Below are 19,536 nucleotides of genomic sequence, written 5' to 3'. Positions count from 1 at the left end.
GCTCACTCTGTGCTTCGGGGGTTGTTCGGATGGTAGGCCGTGTCGTACTCGCCCGGGTTCGCGTCGATCCGATCGGGGTTGATACGTCCGGCTAGCAGCATGAAATCGAGCACTGTACAGTGCAACATCGCCTCGACCACTGGCACCGCCCGGGGCGGAAGGACGGGGTCGTGACGGCCAACGACTTGGACCTCCTTTTCTTCGCCCGTCTCCCAGTCGGCCGACCGCTGCTTCTTCGGGATCGACGTCGGCGCGTGCCACACTGCTTCGCCGTAGATCGGCTCACCAGTGGTGATACCACCTTGGAGCCCGCCGTGGTCGTTCCCGACCGGAACCGGGTCACCCTCATCGCTTACCACGTGGTCGAACGACTCGCCGTCATCAAACGTCCAGTCCTCGTTGCGGTCGCTGCCGGCGACGTCGGACACTGCCCGGCCGAGTCCGTACTCCACCGCGGTCGTCGCCGGGATAGAGAATAGCGCCTGTCCGAGACGGGCGGGGAAGCTGTCGAACCGCGGCGCTCCGAGTCCGCGTGGCACGCCCCGACACTCGAAGTATATCGAGCCGCCTATGGAGTCACCGCGCTCCTGGTACGTCTCGATAAGCGACTGCATCTCGGCAGCCGCTTCGGGGTCTGCACAGCGCACGTCGTTCTCTTCGGACCGCTCAAGCAACTGCTCGAAGCTCACCTCGTCGGCGCGGACGTCGCCGATCTGGTTAACGTGAGCTTTGATCTGGACGTCGTACTCGGACGCCGCAAGCACCTGTTCTGCGACCGCCCCGGCGGCGACCCAGTTCACCGTCTCACGCGCCGATGAGCGCCCACCCCCGCCCCAGTTTCGAGTGCCAAATTTCGCGGAGTACGTGTAATCGCCGTGTGACGGTCGAGGAGCGGTGACGTACGGCTCGTACTTTCCAGAGCGGGCGTCTTTGTTCTGAATTACCATCCCAATCGGGGTACCGGTGGTGTAGCCGTCTTCTACCCCAGAGTTCACCATCACCTCGTCGGGCTCGCCACGTGAGGTCGTTATCATCGACTGGCCCGGCTTTCGTCGGTCGAGTTGTGCCTGGATGGCCGCTTCGTCGAGTTCGACGCCAGCGGGGACGCCGGAGACGGTGACGCCCATGGCGTCGCCGTGACTCTCGCCGTAGGTCGTCAGCTGAAAGAGTCGGCCAAACCGATTCCCGTTCATACGAGTGCGTGGGCCCGGGGGCATATAGTGGTTGCAATCTGGCGACGGACGGATGCGATTTGGCGACGGACGGATGTGATTTTGCGACTCGTTTCTCGGCCGCACGACAGAACCGATGGCGGTTTACTCCCTCCTGTCGTCTCGCCAGCCATGCGTGAGTGGCTCACCTCTGACCTCGGCGTGTATCTCCTCTCCGGGCTCTTCTCGCTAATCGTCTTTCTTGGAGCCCTTGGTGTCCTCTCGGTCTCCCTACCGGACGGACTCGGTCAACGACGAACCGCCGGCCTCGTGGTCGGGTACCTCCTCTTCGTCGCCGTCTACACGATTGCGTGGTACATCTATGCCGGTATCGACGCCCGTGAGCAGATTTGAGGCACCCCGACGCGCAACCGCCACGCTTTATTAATGGCACCGAGTACCGGCGACATGGACCAGTTGCGGCAGTCGCTCCTCGACGCGCCGATCATCGAGAAAGGCGAGTACCAGTACTTCGTCCACCCGATAAGCGACGGCGTCCCGATGCTCAAGCCGGAGCTTCTCCGTGAGATCGTCATCCGGATCATCCGGAAGGCCGAACTTGAGAACGTCGACAAGATCGTCACCCCCGCTGCGATGGGGATCCACATCTCGACCGCGCTCTCGCTCATGACCGACATCCCGCTCGTCGTGATCCGCAAGCGTCAGTACGGACTCGACGGCGAGGTTCCGTTGTTTCAAGAGACCGGGTACTCTGAGTCGGAGATGTACATCAACGACGTCAAGTCGGGCGACCGGGTGCTCGTACTCGACGATGTGCTCTCTACGGGGGGCACAATGAAGGCGATCTTAGACGCCCTCACCGACGAGGTCGGTGCTGAAGTCGGCGACGTCGTCGCAGTCATCAAGAAGGCCGGTGAGAACGAACTCGACGCCACCGACTACGACGTGAAGACGTTAATCAACGTCTCCGTCGACGACGGCGAGGTCGTCGTCACCGATGCCCTCGGCGACGGATAGGAGGGCACACTCTACGGTAACTGGAAAGCGTCGCGTAACTGAAAGGCGTCGCGTAGGGCGTACTCAACGCAGGAGGCTTTTGCGTCGTCGGACCAACGGTTGAGATGCATGTCACACGCGCTATTCGTCGTGAGCGAGGAGGGCTATTGGGCCGAAGAGTGTATTGAGCCGCTGACGACGCTCGAAGACGCCGGCGTCGAGGTGACGGTCGTAACGCCATCGGGATCCCCACCGGTCGTCGATGACCGCTCTCTAGACCCCGAAGACGTCGGTGAGGAGGCAGCCGATCGCTTTCGTGACATCCACGAGAGCCACCCGGTACTGCGCGATCCAGAGCCGATCGCGGCGGTCGAGGCTGTCGACTACGACGCGGTCGTCTTCCCCGGTGGACACGGAACGGTGTGGGACGTCACGCAGGATCGACACGCCCGGCAGCTACTGCTCGATACAGTCGCCGGCGACGAGGGCGTCGCGCTCGTCGTTTGTCACGCGGTCGGGATCCTAGCATTCACCCGAGAGGCCGACGGCGGCCACCTCGTCGAGGGCCGGTCCGTGACTGGGTTCCCGAACGCCTGGGAGGAAGGGATTGTCGACGAGTACGACCGGCTCCCGGACGGCCGAAAGCTCCCGTACTGGGTTGAAGACGAGGTGCGACTCGCGGGTGGCGAGTGGGACGCCGAGCTCGACGCCGACACGAGCGTTACCGTCGACGGCGACCTGATCACGGCCCGGGGGCCGCCGTCTTCGGCGGCCGCAGCAGCGACGCTGCTCGAACAGCTGTGAGTCCGATACCCGTCGCTATCGTATCACGAACGTCGGCTCGTCCACCCGTTCACAGCGACACGCCGGGCAGCGCGAGGGGGCATTTATCCGGTCGTCGAAGCCGTCAAAGCCGCAGTCGCGACACGTCGGTGGTGAGACGAGCACCGACTCGTCGCCGTCGACCGACTGAGCGACGTGTCTGAGGTGCTCGTACACCGTCGATGGCGGAAGCGATAGCGCCGCACCGAGTTCGGCGGCTGTCGCCGGACTCGCTCTGAGTTGGTCGGCGATCTGCTGGCGGGTCGTCTCCATACCCGCTCATCGTGACCAACTGAGTTAATCACAACGACCACCTGTCACACCTGATCGGTGGTGTGCTCGCTGTGTGCTCAGATACGAACCAGGACGAGCAACCATGTGTAAGACACTAGCACATCGAGACACTGGTGACAAACTCAGTTGTGGCGCGCGCCTCGCAGGCCGCCGAAGGCGGGCTTGCGAGCGCGTGCGAGGGATGAGCGAGTCGCCCGTGGGCGACTCGCGAATCGGCTGGGGAGGGTGTGGATGAAAGAGGTGTGCGAGTGCCGCGGAGTCGTCTCGATCATACAACCACCACACACGTATAGAATCGGCTGGGGAGGGTGTGGATGAAAGAGGTGTCCGAGTGCCGCGGAGTCGTCTCGATTATACAACCACCACACACGTATAGAATCGGCTGGGGAGGGTGTGGCTGTAAGAAGTGTCCGACTATCGCACGGTCGTGTCGGTTGCACTCCCACCGCTACATACGTATTGGGGAGTGGGTGGCTGTAAGGAGTGTCCGTGCGTCGTGCAGTCGTGTGATTCCTGTGTGCGCGACCGACGAGGCATACACACGTCGCCACGGTGTACCCTCGCCGCCGTGAGACGATGACTACCACCCAACAGGCTCCGGACACTACGTTTGACCACGTCCTCCCCAGCCGATTCACATCGTCGCCCACGGGCGACTCGTCCATCCCTCGCACGCGCTCACGGGCACGCCTCTGGCGACCCGTGAGGCGCGCGCCATAGCTGATTGACATCCTCCCTGCGCTGAAGCGCGAGGCTTTCTCCTCGATTCTCCGTAAGGGAGTTGAACACATTGAGTCGTACCGCACACAGACACGACAGTCGATTGAGTCGAACACAAGAAGTATGACGGGGGCCCGTGAGGGTGGTGGTATGAAGGCAGTGGTACTTGCCGGCGGGTACGCCACCCGACTGTGGCCGATCACGAAGGACCGTCCCAAGATGTTCCTCCCGGTGGGCGAACAGACCGTCATCGACGCGATTTTCGCCGATCTTGAAGACGACGACCGCATCGACGAGGTATTCGTCTCGACGAACGAACGGTTCGCCGAGACGTTCGAGTCGTACATCGCCGAGAGCGACTTCGAGAAACCCACACTCTCGATCGAAGAAACCGTCGAAGAAGACGAAAAGTTCGGCGTCGTCGGCGCGCTCGCCCAACTCGTCGACAGAGAGGGCGTCGAGGACGACCTCGTCGTCGTCGCCGGCGACAATCTCATTAGCTTTGACATTGCCGAGTTCGCCGACTTCTTCGAGACCAAAGAAACGCCCACGCTGGCCGCGTACGACGTCGGCTCGCTCGAACGGGCAAAGTCGTACGGACTCGTTGAGCTCGACGGCGACCGTGTCGTCAACTTCCAAGAGAAGCCGGACGATCCCAAGAGCACACTGGTCTCGATTGCGTGTTACGGATTTCCCGCAGAGACGCTGCCGGACCTCGAGGTGTACCTCGAAGACGACAACAACCCGGACGAGCCCGGCTGGTTCCTTCAGTGGCTACAATCGCGCGAGCCCGTCCACGCGTTCACGTTTGACGGCGCGTGGTACGATATCGGTACCGCAGAGAGCTATCTCGACACCGTCGAGTACGCGCTCGACGGAGAGCCGCTTATCGCCGACGATGCGACGGTCGAGAACGCCGACCTCGGCGACGTTGTCCACGTCATGTCGGGCGCAGAAGTCACCGACACCACACTCGAACGCGCCGTCGTCTTCCCGAACGCGACGATCACCGACAGCGAGGTGCGAAACGCCGTCGTCGACGAACACGCCGTCTTAGAGTCACTCGGTATCGCCGGAGCCCTCGTCGGGGCGTACACCTCGATCACCGAGGGCGACGACTTCTGAGACGCTCTCCCTGATCATCTCACTCCGCCTCCAGTATCGCTGGAGGCCCAGTGACTCGGGTCCAGCACGCCGGACTCGGTCGATCACGGCCGGTCGGATGGCTGTACAACATCTGTCGACCCGTCGTTCGGGTCGGCCACTTCTCGACCCGTCGCCTCAGAATGCGACGACACCGTCGACGTCTCGTGAGTGTGGTGATAACAGTCGAGCGCCGGCGCACCCTCGACAGTCGACGGGTGAAAACACACGCGTCGGTAGCGCTCGTTGTCAAGGAGGTTGACAAGGAAGCCGTCGTCGTGTCGCGACACCGACTCGTACTCGTCGCCGCAGGCCGGACACGTCGCCGGTGGGTTCTCTGGAACGAACATACGAATGCGCCTAACGGGCTGTTGTACTGGCCCCGCGGACAAAACTCACTCGACGGTCGTGTTCGACGTCCAACACGCTGGCACCAGCCTCATAGCTCATGTCCGTCAGCGAGGAGTCGATCGCGGACGGCGTCGCGGTCAACCGTCCCCGAGACAGTCCGGGGGAGCTTCTCGACGTACCCGACCGTCTTTGGGCGCTTGAATCCGGCAAGTCGCTCCTGAATGAACGCGTGTACCGACTCGTCGTCAAGTGATTCGGCATCGCTTTCGGCCGCAACGAGCGCCGCGACCCGTTCACCCCACTCGTCGTCGTCAAGTCCGATGACAGCCGCCGCCGCCACTGCTGGGTGTTCGGTGAGCACCGCAGTCACTTCGCCCGGGTCAACATTCTCCCCACCGGTGACGATCCGGTCGTCGAGACGACCGAGCACCGTCAGTGACCCCGTCTCGTCGAGACGCCCGACGTCACCGGTATGGAAGCCGTGCGGACCAAACGGCGTCTCACGCCCATCGTCGATCAGGTACCCAGGCGTGATCGTCGGTCCGCTGACGACGATCTCACCGGCGTCGCCCTGCCCGACGGGACAATCATCCTCGTCGACGATCGTCACCGTCGTTCCAAACAGCGGGCGCCCGACGGTCCCCGGCTGCTCACGGGTGAGCGCAGGTGTCGCGGTCGTCACCTGTGAGGCCGCCTCGGTCATCCCGTAGGTCGGGTACACCGGCACGGCACGCTCGTGACACCGCTCGATCAGCGTCTCACTCGCCGGTGCGCCGCCGAGCAGCACGACGCGCAGCGAGTCGGCTAGTGTGTCGTGATCCGCGAGCATGCGGCGAAGCATCGTCGGCACGAGCGAAACGAGGGTGGCGCCGTGGCGCTCGAGATCGGCGACGACACCTTCGGCGTCGAACCCAGCCCGGAGCACGACCGTCGTCCCGTACAGTGCCGAGCGGTACACCGGAGCGAGCCCACCCATGTGGTGTAACGAGAGTGTCACAAGCCATCGGTCGGCCGGGTTGAGCCCCAACCGGAACGCCGAGGCGACCGCCGAGGAGAAGACGTTCCCGGCGGTGAGTGACACCGGCTTGGGTGCCCCGGTCGTTCCGGAGGTGAACAACACACACAGTGGGTCTGCAAGCGACCACCCGTGATGCTGTACAGTAGCCGAATCGTGGGCCACGCTCCCCGTAGCCGTCCGACCTGGTGTCGCGTCGTTCACAGTCGTATCAGCTGGCTCGTCGAACGTGTACAGGGGGAGGCTGTCGACCGCGGCCGCGGCCCGTGGTCTGGTCACACCGGTACACGCCACTGCGTCGAGATCGACGCGGGTCAGCCGATCGCGAGCCTCGCGTTCGGTCAGGGTCTCACCGATAGGTACGAACACCGCGCCGAGTCGCATCGCTGCGTGGACGAGCACGACGGTCCCGACCGTCGATTCGGTGAACACACCGAGTCGGTCGCCAGCACCGACACCGGCAGTTGCGAGTTGACCGGCCATCGACGAGACGTGATCGTCAAGTAACCGGTAGGTCCAGTGACGGCCGTCCGCGGCCCGAATCAGCGCCGGTCGATCTGGCGTTACGACGGCTCTATGTGCGACCGGGTCGCGCATCAGCACGCGGTTTGCCGGTTCACCGGCCGCTCACGCATCGTCTGGTTGTCGGACGGTGAGTACCGGGACGTCGGAGGTTCTGACCACCCGCTCGGTTACGCTGCCGAGGAGGTAGCGGTCAAGCCCCTTCCGGCCGTGGGTTCCCATCACAATCATATCGATTTCGTTCTCGTCGGCGTAGTCGAGGATCGACCGGTATGCGGTGCCGCTCGTCACTGTCGAGTCGACGTCGACGCCGGCGTCCGCGGCGGCCGCGGTGACACGCTCGGTTGCCGACTCACCCTCTTCTTCGAGCGCTTCGACGACGATCTCCGAACCCGCCTCGAGCGTCGAATAGGCAGTTCCATCGACGACGTAGAGGGCGTGAAGCGTGGCGTCGTACTGCGCGGCGAGGTCGATAGCGTGGTCGATCGCGACGTCTGAGGCTGGACTCCCGTCGGTCGGCACGAGGATGTGGTCGTACATCACAGGAAGATGTACGATGGGTGGTAAGTAAAAACCGATCCTCCGTGCCCGGATCCCGAAGGTACGCCAAGCGTGCCGACCACTCATCGAGGCGCGTCCAGTTGGTGGTCCGCTTCGACTTGAGGGATAGTGGCTCCTCTGTATCCGTCAGGTCACCGGAATCCCATCGCTTCGATCTGCTCTTGGTACCGATTCCGGATGGTGACCTCGGTGACCTGCGCGACGTCTGCGACCTCACGCTGGGTTTTTTTCTCGTTACACAATAGCGAGGCGGCGTAGATCGCAGCAGCCGCAAATCCAGTCGGCGACTTCCCCGAGAGCAGTCCTTGTTCGGCCGAGACGTCGATGATCTCGGTCGCTTTCGACTGTACCTCCTCTGAGAGCTGTAACGAGGAGGCAAACCGCGGCACGAACTGCTTCGGATCGACCGGTTTGAGCTCCAAGCCGAGCTCCTGAGAGATGTATCGATACGTCCGACCGATCTCTTTTTGTGGCACACGCGATACCTCTGCGACCTCATCGAGCGAGCGGGGGATCCCCTCCTGTCTACAGGCGGCATACAGCGCGGCAGTGGACACACCCTCGATAGAGCGGCCGCGGATGAGGTCCTCGTCGAGTGCACGGCGATATATGACCGAGGCGACCTCGCGAACCGATCGGGGCACGCCAAGCGCGCTCGCCATGCGGTCGACCTCCGAGAGTGCGAACTGAAGGTTGCGTTCGCCGGCATCCTTCGTACGGATTCGCTCCTGCCACTTGCGCAGCCGGTGCATCTGCGAGCGCTTGTTCGATGAGATAGAGCGGCCGTAGGCGTCTTTATCTTTCCAATCAATCGTCGTTGTCAGCCCCTTGTCGTGCATTGTCTCCGTGATCGGGGCGCCGACGCGTGACTTCGACTGCCGCTCCGAGTGGTTGAACGCACGCCACTCTGGTCCGCGGTCTATCGTTTGTTCGTCGAGTACGAGTCCACAGTCCTCACAAATCAGCTCCTGGTCGGCGTCGGTGACGATCTCATTTGAATCACACTCCGGGCACGTAATCGCCGCTTCGTCCGATTCCTGCTCCGTATTCCGCTCCTGCTGGCGCTGACGGCTCGGACGTTCCATATAAGCGTTCTGGTTACTCCCCTATTTAACACTTGTCCAGGCGTGTCGACTATCAAATGTGTTTGCGTGCAGCCACCGCTCGCGAAGCGCTTTTGTGTCGCTGCCGGGTGCTGATGATATGTTCGAGTTCGTAGCCGCGTTCTCTCTCGGTCGATCGAGCCTTCCTGCCCGTCACCGGGTCCGTATTTTTCGACCGTCTGTACCAGTCGTCAACAGCCAGTCCGTGCTTGGCCGGTAAGATGGCGACGAAGCGATCGCTGGCGGCAAAACTCGGGGTCGTCGCCGGCTTCGATTCCCCGCGTGCGGCCCTCGAACAGTATCACACACCCCCTGGACTTGCCGCCCACGTCGTCCATCTCGCGGACCTCAACGGTGACGTCGACGGGCGCACCGTCGTCGATCTCGGTGCCGGAACGGGCATGCTCGCGCTCGGGGCCGCCCTCCGCGGCCCCGCCCGTGTTATCGCTCTTGAGCTTGACCGCGCTGCCCTCGAGACGGCCCGCGCGAACGAGCGCCGAGTCGCCGCCAGTGCGCCGATCCACTGGGTCCACGCCGACGCCACACGGTCGCCGGTCGCTCCGGCTGAACCGGTCACGCTCGTCATGAACCCACCGTTCGGCGCACAAAACAGCAATCGTCACGCAGACCGCCGGTTTCTCGAGACGGCAAGTGACCTCGCTGCGGTCTCGTACTCCGTACACAATGCTGGCAGCGAGTCGTTCATCGACGCATTCGTGGCCGACCGTGGCGGTGCCGTGACACACGCGTTCGCGGCCGCATTCACCGTCGACGCCCAGTTCACACACCACACCGACGAGACGCGCGACCTCGACGTCGAGGTGTACCGGATCGAATGGGCGTGAGCCTGTACTCGTGAGACTCCTCTCATCCAGTCAGCCGCTGCGTCGCTGTCCTTCGTACTGCTCTCTCTCGGCGACGCGCACCCGTGTTTCGCCGCGGGCAGCGTATATCACGCCGCCAGCACGACTGAACATCACCCCACGAAGCGTCACCGACTCGCTCGGTTCCGGGACCGGTGCCGTCTCGACCGACCCCTCGTGGTCGACGCGGAGCTCGAACTCCCGGTCAGTCGCTGCGATCGTGACGATGCGGCCGTCGATGCGCGCCTCTGCGTTGACCGGCTCGCTCACGAACAACGTCGACCGGTCGCGCTCGTGTACGGCCACCACGCGGTAGGTCGGGCCGCCGCCGGTAGCGACCCATCCAGACCGTCGTATCGACACTGTCTCGCGCCACCCTGTCCCGCCGACGTCGACCCGGCGCTCGCCCCAGTAGGCGAGTGCCCCCTTCGAGACGGCCGTCGTCCAAATTGCCCGGTTTGGATTCGCCACGATCACTCCCGAAGTCTGTACTGCTGTGGTTCGCCCGAACACCTCCACATCCACCACGCTTACGACCCGATCCTCGACGTTTTCGGCGTACGTCACGCCGTACCCATCGATTTCGATCGGATCGCCAGGAAGGTCGCCGTCGGCGACTGTCACGAGATTCGGAACAATACCCGGCCCCGCAAGACCACCCAGCGCGGCGACGAGCAGCAGCATGCCGACCGCGACGGGCGTCACCGACGCGAGTCGCCCTCGGAGCGTCTGCGGCGCAGCCGCGGCGCGTTCCGGCCAGAGAGGCTTGTCACGACCGGTCGCCGCGACAGCGACAACCGCAGCGAGCACGACGAGCGCCCCGAGACCGATCGCGCGGTACAGCTCGTACTGATCATTGCCGAGGTACCAGTATACTGCCCACAGGCGACGCGAGGCGCCAAAAAACAACACGGCAAGGAACACGACGAGCGCGCGGTGTCGAACGGGGTCGAACCCGGCGTGTGCCTCGCGTCGATGCGCGTCAGCGTTGTGCTCACTCTGCTCGGGGTAATCGACCTCGTTCTCGCCGGCGCGCCGCGAGCGCCGCAGCCACACCGCGGCGAGCACGCCGGCGACGAGTCCCAGCGCGTGTCCTTGTATCGCGACGTTCGCCCAGCTTGGTGGCCCAAACGAGGGCGTCGCCTCGGCGAACTCGACGGGTGCCCGGAGCGTTTCGTACCCGACGTGCGCGAGCGTTACGCCCGAGAGCGATGCGAGCGTCCCTACCGGATACCACACCAGCGCGAAGCCCCACAGCGCGAATACCACTCCGGAGAACCCGATTACGGGCCCTAAGACGAACAGTGCAGACACCACACCGAAGCCGATCGTGGCGAGCGGAAACACGACCACCGCCCGGGCGAGCGGGGACGTACGCAGCCTCGAACGGGCCCTTGCCATCCACGAGGCACCCGCAACCTCGTGTTCGGTGTCGGCCGGTTCGACATCGGTCGGTTCGGTGTCGACGGTTCGGGTTGGATAGTGACCAAACGCGTGCTCTGCGAGCGTCCCTGCGACGAGCGCGGCGAGTGCGTTCCCAACGAGGTGACCCCGGCTCGCGTGCGCGAACGACGACCAGACGAGTCCCTCCGGGGCAGTGTACGACCACGCTCTAAACGGGATCACCACGGGATTCGACGGGTCTTCGACGCCCCGCTGGACGAACAAGTAAACGGCACAGACGAACACGACAACTAGGAGCGTGCCCCACGGCACACCGTAGATGAGTCGTGAGCGCAGCCGGTCAAGCGGCGACGCGGGCCGGTCCACGGCGATCACCGCGGCGAGTGCGACCGCAATCGCGACGACGACGAGCGTCAAGTGAATAGCGTGGACCAGTTGGCCCTCCGCGACCATACCTCAAGGTGGGTTCGACGGATAATGAATACGCGGGTCAGCTCGACATGCCGGCCGGCGGGTCAGCTCAGATCTTGTTCTCGGCGTCGTCAGCGAGCTCTTTCATTCGCTTGCCGACGCGGCCGGCCGGCGAGAACTCGTCCTCGCTCATGGCATTCGCCAGCGCGTTTCCGAGGACGAACACCGCGTGTTTGTGCTCGCTCTTCGATTTGTGTACGTGTGAGGGGTCGACGTCGAGCTCGTCATACGGGGTAAAGAGGTTGCTGTCGACGCTCTCGTGAGCCCTGAAATGCTCCATGATCGTCACCATCTGCTCGTGGAGCTCGAGCAGCTCGTCTTTGTGCATGATTTCATGTACGGGTGCGCGCCGCTAAAAGCGTTGTTGCGGCGGTCCGCGCCGTCGACGCTGGCCCGCTCGCTCAGAAGACGTACTCGTCTTCGTGGCCCATCATCCCCTCGCCTTCGAATCCACCCGAGTCTTCATCGTCGATCGGTCCGCTCGTTTTGTACGCCTTGATTCCTGTCGAGAGCAGCTCTTCGACGGCCTCCTCGCGGTTGAGAAATTCGCCTCGTTCAACCATCTGTGTGATCTGCATCTCGAGATGTTCCGGCACAGTCATCTTCACCCGTGGCATTCTTTCGTGGGCGACTAACAGCATGGGGGATATAAATGTAGCGTCGGAGACCAGGAAAATAGAATATATCGATCGTACTCAAGAAATAAAATATATCACAACGAAAACTCTAGTGACAGTTCAGAAAACTCACGTCACTCACCGGCGGGCGGTAGGCCTACGTCACCAGAGGGCGTGGTAGCTGGTATGACAGACTCTCAGGGTACTGCCCTCGAGGACCACACCGACCTCTATCGTGAGTACGGCGACAGTCGCATTCCGCCGGGGCAGCGGGAAACGGACACGTTTCCGGTGCTCTCGAAGAGCGGAACCCCATCGTGGGGACCGGACGACACGCTCGAAGTCTGGGGTGCCGTCGACACACCACTCACGCTGTCGCTCGAAGCGGTTCGCTCGCTCCCTACAGTCACCCAACAACAGGACTTCCACTGTGTCACCGGGTGGAGCAAGCTCGGTTGTACGTTCACCGGCGTCCGGTTCACCGATCTCGCAGAGCGCGCCGGCGTCGATGACGATGCGGTACACGTGGTGTTTCACGCCCTCGACGGCTACACGACTGACCTGCCGCTGTCCGAGTGCACCCGCGAGAGCGTCCTCCTCGCGTACGGGTACGACGGCGACGACCTCCCGGCCGACCATGGCGGGCCGCTCCGCGTCGTTACCCCACACAAGTACGCGTACAAGGGCGCAAAGTGGGTATGTGGCGTCGAGTTCTGTACCGAGCCCGAGCGCGGGTACTGGGAAAAGCGCGGCTACAGCGACACCGCAAATCCCTGGAACGAAGAACGATACAGCTGATCGGGCGACGACGGGACGGGATCCGGAGTTGACACCCTTAATAGCCCTCGGCTCCGATCAATTGGATATGGAACCGGCGCGCTCGACGTCGTCGCCAACGCTCGTCAGCCGCACGATCGCGGTCGAGGAGCCGGCGTTCGCCCCGACGTTCGACGCGCTGCCGGCCCCGCGGACACTGTGGAGCGCACCGGACGACGCGCTCGTCCTTGGTGGGGGCGCAGCAGCCACGCTTACTGCCAGCGGTCCCGACCGATTTACCACAGTGCGAACGGCAGCCGAAGAGCTGTTCACTACGGGCGACGTCCACGCGGGAACCGAAGCGGCTCGCCCTCGCCTGTTTGGCGGGTTTGCGTTTCACACGGGCGCGTGTGCCACTGAGCCGTGGACGGCGTTTCCGGAGGCCCGATTCGTCCTTCCTCGAGTGCAAGTTACCGTCGCCGACAACGGAGCGTGGCTCACCGTCACCGACGTCGGCGAGGGCGCCACGCCTACCGCGGTGGAGCACCGGCTCGAGGACGAGCGAGCACGGCTCATCGGCGCCGGGCTCGACGAGTCTCCCCCTGAGCGTCCAGGAATCCGTGCCGGTCGACGCACGACGACGAAGGCCGATTGGCGCGAGAGCGTCACCGCTGCGACCGACCGGATCCAGGCGGGGGCGCTCCGAAAAGTCGTGCTCGCACAGGCGATGGAAGCGCAGCTATCGGCCGACCTCCCGCGTGGGGCAACACTTGCGCGCATCGCGCAGACGTATCCGGATTGTCTCCGCTACGGCTTCGAAACTGCGGGAGGGAATCGAATCTTCTTCGGCGCCACTCCCGAGCGTCTCGTCTCACTACGTGGGCGGACGGTCGAGACGGACGCCCTGGCGGGGACGACGGGACGGGGCGAGACTCCAGCGGAAGACGAGTGGCTCGCCGACGAACTGCTTGCAGACTCGAAGAACGGACACGAACACGAACTGGTCGCCGAGACGATCCGCGAGCAGCTCGAACCGTACGCGGCGTCCATCGCCACCGGTGAGCGACGCGTGCGGCGGTTGGCGACGGTCCAACACCTGCACACGCCGATCACGGCTGAGTTGGCGGCCGACGGCCACGTGCTTGACCTCGTCGAGGCGCTGCACCCGACGCCGGCTGTCGGCGGACTTCCTCCCGGACGCGCTCTCGAGACGATCCGCGACACGGAGCCGTTCGACCGCGGCTGGTATGCCGCACCCGTCGGCTGGATCGATGCCGCGGGTAACGGTACGTTTGCGGTCGCGATCCGGTCGGCGGTCGCGAGTGAACGGCTCGCGACGCTGTTTGCCGGCGTCGGCGTCGTCGCCGACTCCGAACCGGATCGCGAGTGGGACGAAGTTCAGCTCAAGTATCGACCGATACTCGACGAACTAGAGCGTGATGCGGGAGCGGACGCCGAGCGGTTCGAGGAGCCGGCGTCGGCACCGTCATCAGGCGAGGATGACCGGCAGTCTGGCGCGCACACCGATTGAGCTCGTGGCGACGCGTCACTGATACATCTTCAGCGGCTCAGCCTGCGTGCTCTCCTCCGTAGCCTGTCGCATACGCTCTGCGAGCGCCTGCTTGGCGTTTCGAATTTCTGAGGCCTGCTCAACGAGTCCGTCCGTCGGCGTCTCCGTGCCCGCGATCGGGTCGATGCCGTCGACGATCAGTCGGCGGGCGGCTTCCGGGTCCGGAAACTGTGGATCCGACTCGACGACGAGTCCAACAGCGTCTCGGCCGTGTTCGAGCGCCTCTGCGAGCATCGCTCCGGTCGGTCCCGAAACGAGCCCCGTCTCCGGCGGCTCGGCGATCGACGCCCGTGTGAGGGCGTCGGCGCCGTCACCTGTCGCCACACCGTACAGCTCGGGCGGCTCCTCGTTCTTTTCGCGGCCGAGGCCGGTGAGGTAGACGGGGAACGCACCGTGGTCGTCGAACCACTCCTCGAGACAGCCGGCCAGCTCGTCGGCGGCCATCGGCGTCACCGGGACGTCACTGCGGAGCGCCATGAGGTCGCGTTCTGTGTCGGCGTAGAGCCTGACAGGCGTCGAAAGCAACGTATCTGACTCGTGGTACACCGCCACCGGCGGGATACCATCACCGTAGACGTTCGCGTAGTGGGTCATCTCGTAGGCGTCGATGAGGTGGTCGGTCGCGATCTTCCCGACCAGCCCGACGCCGGGGAATCCTTCGATCAGTGTCGGCGCGTCCAGCGAGACGTCCTCGTCGACGACGGAGATTGTTGCCATAGCTACAGGTTGTGCTGGCTTCGTGATTAAATGATGGGGAGACGGCCGCATCCCGAAACCGACTAACCCGATGGGAGTGTACAGCGGTCATGAATCCACTCGAGCGGTACGAACCGCTCGTCGACGATCCGGCGGCGTTCCGGGCCGCCTGTGAGCGGCCACTCCCGTCCGTCGTTCGCACGAACACCCTCCACGTCTCGCCTGACCGGGTTCGTGAGGCGTTCGACGAGAGCGGCGTCCCCTACGAGCCCGTCGACTGGCACGACGGCCTGTTCCGGCTTCCCGAGGGAAGCCCCGGCCGTACCTGGCCGCACGTTCACGGCTGGACACACGGACAAGAGGAGGTGTCGACACTCCCCGGTATCGCGCTCGACGCACAGCCTGGAGACCGTGTCTTCGACGCCTGTGCGGCCCCCGGAAGCAAGACGACACAGGTGGCCGCCGCGATGGACGACACCGGCACCCTCGTCGCCAACGACAACAACCTCGGCCGGCTGTCGGCGCTTCGACACAACGCCGAGCGCCTCGGCGTGACGAACACCATCGTGACGAACCAGGACGCCCGCAACTTCTCACTGAAACCGCTCGCGTTCGACGACTTCGACAGCGCGCTCGTCGATGCGCCGTGTTCGTGTGAAGGGACGTGTCGAAAGAACCCGGACGTGGTCGACGAGTGGACGCTTGACCACGTCCATGGCGTTGCTGGCATCCAGAAGGGCATTCTCACACGCGCAGTGCAGGCAACCCGGCCCGGCGGTACCGTCGTCTACTCGACGTGTACGTTCGCCCCCGAGGAGAATGAGGCCGTACTTGACCACGTGCTCGCTGCTGAGGCCTGTGAACTCGTCTCTGTTGACCTCCCGCTCGAGACGACCCCAGGCGTGACCGAGTGGGAAGACGAGACGTACGACCCAAGCGTCAGGCGTGCACACCGGATCTACCCACACCACAACGACACTGGTGGGTTCTTCTGTGCGGTGCTTCGCGTCGGCGGAGCCGACGAAGGACGCGGAGCGCAGAAGACAGTCCGCGACGCAGAGGTGGCCTCGTGACCGACGGAGCCAACGACGGGAGTCGGTTCGACAGACTCCCGTCGACGCCGGCCGACCGCGAGGTTACCGGTCGAGCCAGCCGCGAGGAGGTGCTCGACTGGTGGGAGACCCGCTTCGGGATCGGACGCGAGATCCTCGGCGGCTACTCGTTCTGGGAGAAGGGCGCCGGGAAGGTGTGGGTGTTCAACGGCGAGGCGTCGGACCCGAGTCAGCTCGAAGCGATCGGGATGACGTTCTTGCGGACCAGACAAGAGCACTGGAAGCCGACGACCCGCGCCGTGAGTCGCTTCGGCAGCTACGCCACGCACAACGTGGTGGAACTCGACGGTGAGCGCGCGAGCCGGTTCGTCGCCGGCGAGGACCAGCCGCTCCCCGGGTGGGATGGCGACTGGGGGTACCTCATCGTCGCACACCGGATTGCGGGTAGGGTCGAGCCGATCGGTGTCGGGCTCTACCTCCACGACGAGCTCCGATCGGTCGTTCCGAAGGGGAGCCGAGCCGATCTTCCGGTCGTCGAGCACTGAGGTCGCGTCGGTGATCGTCTGTCGGCGTCCCCGCAGCTCACACCGATGTATCTGTGGCCGGTGCCTTCGTGGCGACGCGGGCGACCGCGTACGTCCCCCACAGAAGCAGTCCGAGCAGGATGACGTACGAGCGGAAGTGTAGCGGTACCAGCGCCTCGTGGACGATCTGTCCCTCACCGGTGACCGGATGGGGTGCGCCAGCGACCATCTCCAGCAACCCGATCCCGACCGTGCCTTTGACCTCCTCCCGCGCCTAAAATCGCGGGAATCCCACCATGGGATTTCAGGCCGAGCGCGGCCCCAAGGTTTCAAGACGCATACGTTCCAAGCATCTCTTGCTGGGTGTCAGCATCGGCTTGGCTGTCTTGTGGGACGGTCAAACGTCCCCCTTCCTCAGCCGAGTCATCGCCACTCGTGTCTTCTCTTGAATGGCTCTCTCCACTGAGGTAGCGGTCTGCAATATTGAGCGCGGCATTAATGTCTGCTTGGTACTCTGAAACCCAACACTCCGAGTTGGAACACTTGAACGTCGCCTGCTTCGGACGGTAGCCCTGTTCTCCACAACAGTGGCACGTCTTCGAGGTGTACGCGGGATTCACCATCTCCACACGAATTCCTTTCTCAGCCGCTTTGTAGCGAATCTGAGCGTGCATCTTGGCGAATCCCCATCCATGGAGGCGGCGGTTCATGAACGCGCCGTAGTCCATGTTCTCGCGGATGTGCGTCAAGTCTTCCAGAACCAGTACGGGGTTCTCGAATTGGTCGGCGTAGGCGACGGCCTCCGATGTGACCGTGTGAAGGATGTGGTCGATGTGCCGCCACAACTCGCCGCCGTAGGACTCTGCGATACGTTCGCTTCCGCGTTGCTGAAGGCGTCGAGTCGCCGTAAAATACGTCTCACGGAGTTAGCGTACTCGCTCGCCTTCGTCGTTCCAGAGGGTGGGTGCAGTCGGGGAGCCGTCGCCAGATCGCTTGCGATCTGGCTGCCCATCAGACATTGTCTGATGACCGCGCTCGTCACGGTGACACACCGTTAACAAAGAGGCTTCCCCAATGTCTACTCCAATCGGCGTTTCCGCCGAACTGGTTTCTCGTTCCGCCACATCTCGCGTAGCAACGATGTGGAAGTACCACTCATCGTCGCGGTTGAACAGCCGACACTCTCCCAGTTCCGCGTCTCCGGCGTGCAACGCTTCCAGCCACTCTCGTTGTTCGGGATTCGGCTGTGCAGGCAACCAGAGATGGTAGTCGTTGTGGTGCGGGATTTTGACGTACCACTCGATGGCGTTCTGCGGCTTGTGGTTGAGCTTCGGCCCTTCGTTCGTGAACCGAACAGGGTGGTCGTCGTGAAGCTCGTTCGCGTCGTAGCTTCCGCCACAGAGTTGTGGGACGTACTTCTTGAGCGCATTCTTCGCGTAGCCGCTCAGGTCGTAGTTGACTACTACGTCGTTGGCCGCTGACTGTGTGGTGCAGTTAGCGTTGAACGCGGCTTCGAGCGCGTCTTGATACGCTTGTTTCGTCTCACAGAGTTTACGATGCTTGTGGGCGTTCGGCTCCACAAGCTTGAGTTCTAGCGTCTCGGTGAGTTCGGTCATTGTTCGTCCTCCTCGTGACCTTGGATGTACTTCTCGACAGTCTCGCCCGAAACGTGTCCCGCTGTTCCTGCGTAGTAGCCACGTGCCCACTTGATTTTCTCGCCGTCGTGGTTGGCGTGTCGGTGGTTGTATTTCCGCGAACTGATGCCTTTGAACCAGTTGGCGAGGAGAGAGGGGGCGTGTTTCGGCGGGCTACTGACGAACAGGTGGATGTGGTCGGGTTGGACGGTCAGGTCGATGATCTCCAACCCTTTCCCGTCGGCTATTTCGTGGAGGATGTCTCGCACACGGGGTGCAACGTCACCGACGAGTACCGATTGGCGGTACTTCGGTATCCACACTATGTGGTAGTTGAGGTTGTACGTTGCGTGCCGTGTAGTCTTCATCCGTACTACACACTATACCTCTGTGGTGTATTAAAACTAACTCACACGGTGGGAAATCCAGCCGTACTATCATCGGTAGAGATGTACGCTATTGTCCGCTTGACCCGCGCCTGAAGACGCGGGTATGCGCTCGCACTATGTATCAAGAGGAGGCCGCCGCCGTACAGTGCGATCCGTTCGAGTGTGGTGAGTTGTGTCATTGGTTTGGTCTCCGTTAGCCGATCAGGTACCGTAGCCGCGGGTGGTCGGTGACGATCGACGTCTGTGCGAGGTAGGCGTCGACACCGAGTACGCGTCCGGCGCCGAGCGTCGCGATCATCACGAAGATGAGCAGCCCGAGCAGGTCACCGGTGATCACGCCGTGTACCCAGCCACCGGTCTCACCGTTGATAAAATAAAAGAATACCATCAAAAACGCGCCGAAGAACGCGGCGAGCTTGGTGAGCGCACCCACCAACAGGCCGAGCCCGATCAGCACTTGGCCGACGGGTACCATGACGTTGGTAAACGCCAGCAGGGCACCGTCGGCAAACAGCGTCACCACCGGTCCGAGACTCGTTTGTGCGGCTGCACCGCCGACGAACCAGCTCGCGTCAAACGGCCACGCGAGGAACTTATCGAGCCCTGCGTGGAGGAACCACCAGCCGACGACGAGTCGCAGCACGACGAGCCAGTACGCCAGCCACGACTCCGCGACTGGGAACGCGACGGGTCGTCCGAGCAACTGCGTATGAATGTCTGTAACCATGATTCGACAGCTGAAGCTCCACCGCGTGAATATAAATGGTGCGGTCGAGATTATCACAGGACAACAACAGTGAACGCGCTTGGCGACACCAAGCGGTCAGACCGTGTTTCGATGACTCCTCACCGCGTCCCTGA

The 19,536-nt window shown here is 63.3% G+C and carries 22 protein-coding genes and 2 pseudogenes; 9 read left to right on the top strand and 15 right to left on the bottom strand.

Annotation, left to right across the window (positions count from 1 at the left end; genetic code table 11):
* Nucleotides 1-2: 2 nt before the first annotated feature.
* Nucleotides 3-1,193, bottom strand: a complete 1,191-nt coding sequence (gene aroC, locus ACWUI7_RS08935; RefSeq protein WP_496641880.1) for a chorismate synthase — start codon at nt 1,191-1,193, stop codon at nt 3-5.
* 150 nt (nt 1,194-1,343) lie between these two features.
* On the opposite strand from aroC, the gene ACWUI7_RS08930 reads away from it, so the two are divergent.
* The 3 genes from ACWUI7_RS08930 to ACWUI7_RS08920 all read left to right on the top strand — a co-directional run bounded on the left by ACWUI7_RS08930 (nt 1,344) and on the right by ACWUI7_RS08920 (nt 2,972).
* Nucleotides 1,344-1,565: a hypothetical protein gene (locus ACWUI7_RS08930; protein ID WP_496641879.1), complete on the top strand. Its 222-nt coding sequence runs from the start codon at nt 1,344-1,346 to the stop codon at nt 1,563-1,565.
* Between the two features lie 54 nt (nt 1,566-1,619).
* Nucleotides 1,620-2,189 (top strand): hypoxanthine/guanine phosphoribosyltransferase, encoded by a 570-nt coding sequence (gene hpt, locus ACWUI7_RS08925; protein WP_496641878.1) that lies wholly within the window; start codon nt 1,620-1,622, stop codon nt 2,187-2,189.
* Nucleotides 2,190-2,297: 108 nt separating this feature from the next.
* The gene (locus tag ACWUI7_RS08920; RefSeq protein WP_496641877.1) at nt 2,298-2,972 is read left to right on the top strand and encodes a DJ-1/PfpI family protein; all 675 of its coding nucleotides are present in this window, start codon (nt 2,298-2,300) and stop codon (nt 2,970-2,972) included.
* Nucleotides 2,973-2,987: 15 nt separating this feature from the next.
* On the opposite strand, the gene ACWUI7_RS08915 is transcribed toward ACWUI7_RS08920, so the two are convergent.
* A complete protein-coding gene (locus ACWUI7_RS08915) occupies nt 2,988-3,263 on the bottom strand; it encodes a transcriptional regulator (protein WP_496641876.1) in 276 nt (91 codons plus the stop codon).
* Nucleotides 3,264-4,154: 891 nt separating this feature from the next.
* On the opposite strand from ACWUI7_RS08915, the gene ACWUI7_RS08910 reads away from it, so the two are divergent.
* Nucleotides 4,155-5,129, top strand: a complete 975-nt coding sequence (locus ACWUI7_RS08910) for a nucleotidyltransferase family protein (RefSeq protein ID WP_496641875.1) — start codon at nt 4,155-4,157, stop codon at nt 5,127-5,129.
* 182 nt (nt 5,130-5,311) lie between these two features.
* Here ACWUI7_RS08910 and ACWUI7_RS08905 read toward each other — a convergent pair.
* The 4 genes and pseudogenes from ACWUI7_RS08905 to ACWUI7_RS08890 all read right to left on the bottom strand — a co-directional run.
* Nucleotides 5,312-5,497 (bottom strand): annotated as a pseudogene (locus ACWUI7_RS08905) (DUF8145 family protein); the annotation flags it as partial.
* A gap of 89 nt (nt 5,498-5,586) precedes the next feature.
* Nucleotides 5,587-7,110 (bottom strand): o-succinylbenzoate--CoA ligase, encoded by a 1,524-nt coding sequence (gene menE, locus ACWUI7_RS08900; RefSeq protein ID WP_496641874.1) that lies wholly within the window; start codon nt 7,108-7,110, stop codon nt 5,587-5,589.
* Nucleotides 7,111-7,140: 30 nt separating this feature from the next.
* Nucleotides 7,141-7,575, bottom strand: coding sequence for a universal stress protein (locus ACWUI7_RS08895; RefSeq protein WP_496641873.1), 435 nt, complete (start codon nt 7,573-7,575; stop codon nt 7,141-7,143).
* Between the two features lie 152 nt (nt 7,576-7,727).
* Nucleotides 7,728-8,681, bottom strand: coding sequence for a transcription initiation factor IIB (locus ACWUI7_RS08890; protein ID WP_496641872.1), 954 nt, complete (start codon nt 8,679-8,681; stop codon nt 7,728-7,730).
* 239 nt (nt 8,682-8,920) lie between these two features.
* Between ACWUI7_RS08890 and ACWUI7_RS08885 the strand changes: the two genes are divergently transcribed.
* Nucleotides 8,921-9,544, top strand: a complete 624-nt coding sequence (locus tag ACWUI7_RS08885; protein WP_496641871.1) for an METTL5 family protein — start codon at nt 8,921-8,923, stop codon at nt 9,542-9,544.
* Between the two features lie 30 nt (nt 9,545-9,574).
* Here ACWUI7_RS08885 and ACWUI7_RS08880 read toward each other — a convergent pair whose 3' ends face one another.
* From ACWUI7_RS08880 to ACWUI7_RS08870, 3 genes are all read right to left on the bottom strand, one after another.
* Entirely contained in the window at nt 9,575-11,419 is a 1,845-nt protein-coding gene (locus tag ACWUI7_RS08880) for a rhomboid family intramembrane serine protease (protein WP_496641870.1), read from the bottom strand.
* Nucleotides 11,420-11,486: 67 nt separating this feature from the next.
* Entirely contained in the window at nt 11,487-11,765 is a 279-nt protein-coding gene (locus tag ACWUI7_RS08875) for a UPF0058 family protein (protein ID WP_496641869.1), read from the bottom strand.
* A gap of 73 nt (nt 11,766-11,838) precedes the next feature.
* Complete coding sequence (locus ACWUI7_RS08870; protein ID WP_496641868.1) at nt 11,839-12,054, bottom strand: DUF7120 family protein; 216 nt, start codon at nt 12,052-12,054, stop codon at nt 11,839-11,841.
* Nucleotides 12,055-12,240: 186 nt separating this feature from the next.
* On the opposite strand from ACWUI7_RS08870, the gene ACWUI7_RS08865 reads away from it, so the two are divergent.
* The gene (locus ACWUI7_RS08865; protein ID WP_496641867.1) at nt 12,241-12,852 is read left to right on the top strand and encodes a molybdopterin-dependent oxidoreductase; all 612 of its coding nucleotides are present in this window, start codon (nt 12,241-12,243) and stop codon (nt 12,850-12,852) included.
* A gap of 67 nt (nt 12,853-12,919) precedes the next feature.
* A complete protein-coding gene (locus ACWUI7_RS08860) occupies nt 12,920-14,341 on the top strand; it encodes an isochorismate synthase (protein WP_496641866.1) in 1,422 nt (473 codons plus the stop codon).
* A gap of 15 nt (nt 14,342-14,356) precedes the next feature.
* On the opposite strand, the gene ACWUI7_RS08855 is transcribed toward ACWUI7_RS08860, so the two are convergent.
* Complete coding sequence (locus ACWUI7_RS08855; protein ID WP_496641865.1) at nt 14,357-15,097, bottom strand: proteasome assembly chaperone family protein; 741 nt, start codon at nt 15,095-15,097, stop codon at nt 14,357-14,359.
* Between the two features lie 89 nt (nt 15,098-15,186).
* On the opposite strand from ACWUI7_RS08855, the gene ACWUI7_RS08850 reads away from it, so the two are divergent.
* Complete coding sequence (locus ACWUI7_RS08850; RefSeq protein ID WP_496641864.1) at nt 15,187-16,149, top strand: RsmB/NOP family class I SAM-dependent RNA methyltransferase; 963 nt, start codon at nt 15,187-15,189, stop codon at nt 16,147-16,149.
* The gene (locus ACWUI7_RS08845) at nt 16,146-16,673 is read left to right on the top strand and encodes a DUF7122 family protein (protein WP_496641863.1); all 528 of its coding nucleotides are present in this window, start codon (nt 16,146-16,148) and stop codon (nt 16,671-16,673) included. Before ACWUI7_RS08850 ends, ACWUI7_RS08845 begins: the two co-directional genes overlap by 4 nt.
* 37 nt (nt 16,674-16,710) lie before the next feature.
* On the opposite strand, the gene ACWUI7_RS08840 is transcribed toward ACWUI7_RS08845, so the two are convergent.
* The 5 genes and pseudogenes from ACWUI7_RS08840 to ACWUI7_RS08820 form a co-directional block, all read right to left on the bottom strand.
* A complete protein-coding gene (locus ACWUI7_RS08840; RefSeq protein WP_496641862.1) occupies nt 16,711-16,881 on the bottom strand; it encodes a hypothetical protein in 171 nt (56 codons plus the stop codon).
* 100 nt (nt 16,882-16,981) lie between these two features.
* Nucleotides 16,982-18,268: pseudogene (locus ACWUI7_RS08835) on the bottom strand (RNA-guided endonuclease InsQ/TnpB family protein).
* Nucleotides 18,265-18,654 carry an IS200/IS605 family transposase gene (gene tnpA, locus ACWUI7_RS08830; RefSeq protein WP_496641861.1) on the bottom strand — a complete coding sequence of 130 codons (390 nt, stop codon included), beginning with the start codon at nt 18,652-18,654 and terminating at the stop codon, nt 18,265-18,267. The pseudogene ACWUI7_RS08835 and the gene tnpA overlap by 4 nt, the downstream one beginning before the upstream one ends.
* A gap of 41 nt (nt 18,655-18,695) precedes the next feature.
* Nucleotides 18,696-18,854 (bottom strand): hypothetical protein, encoded by a 159-nt coding sequence (locus tag ACWUI7_RS08825; protein WP_496641860.1) that lies wholly within the window; start codon nt 18,852-18,854, stop codon nt 18,696-18,698.
* A gap of 14 nt (nt 18,855-18,868) precedes the next feature.
* On the bottom strand, nt 18,869-19,402 hold the full coding sequence (locus ACWUI7_RS08820; protein ID WP_496641859.1) for a DoxX family membrane protein: 534 nt from the start codon (nt 19,400-19,402) through the stop codon (nt 18,869-18,871).
* Nucleotides 19,403-19,536: the final 134 nt, after the last annotated feature.

It is taken from the genome of Halorubrum orientale, assembly GCF_059623105.1.
This window is presented reverse-complemented; position numbering and strand designations above follow the sequence as displayed.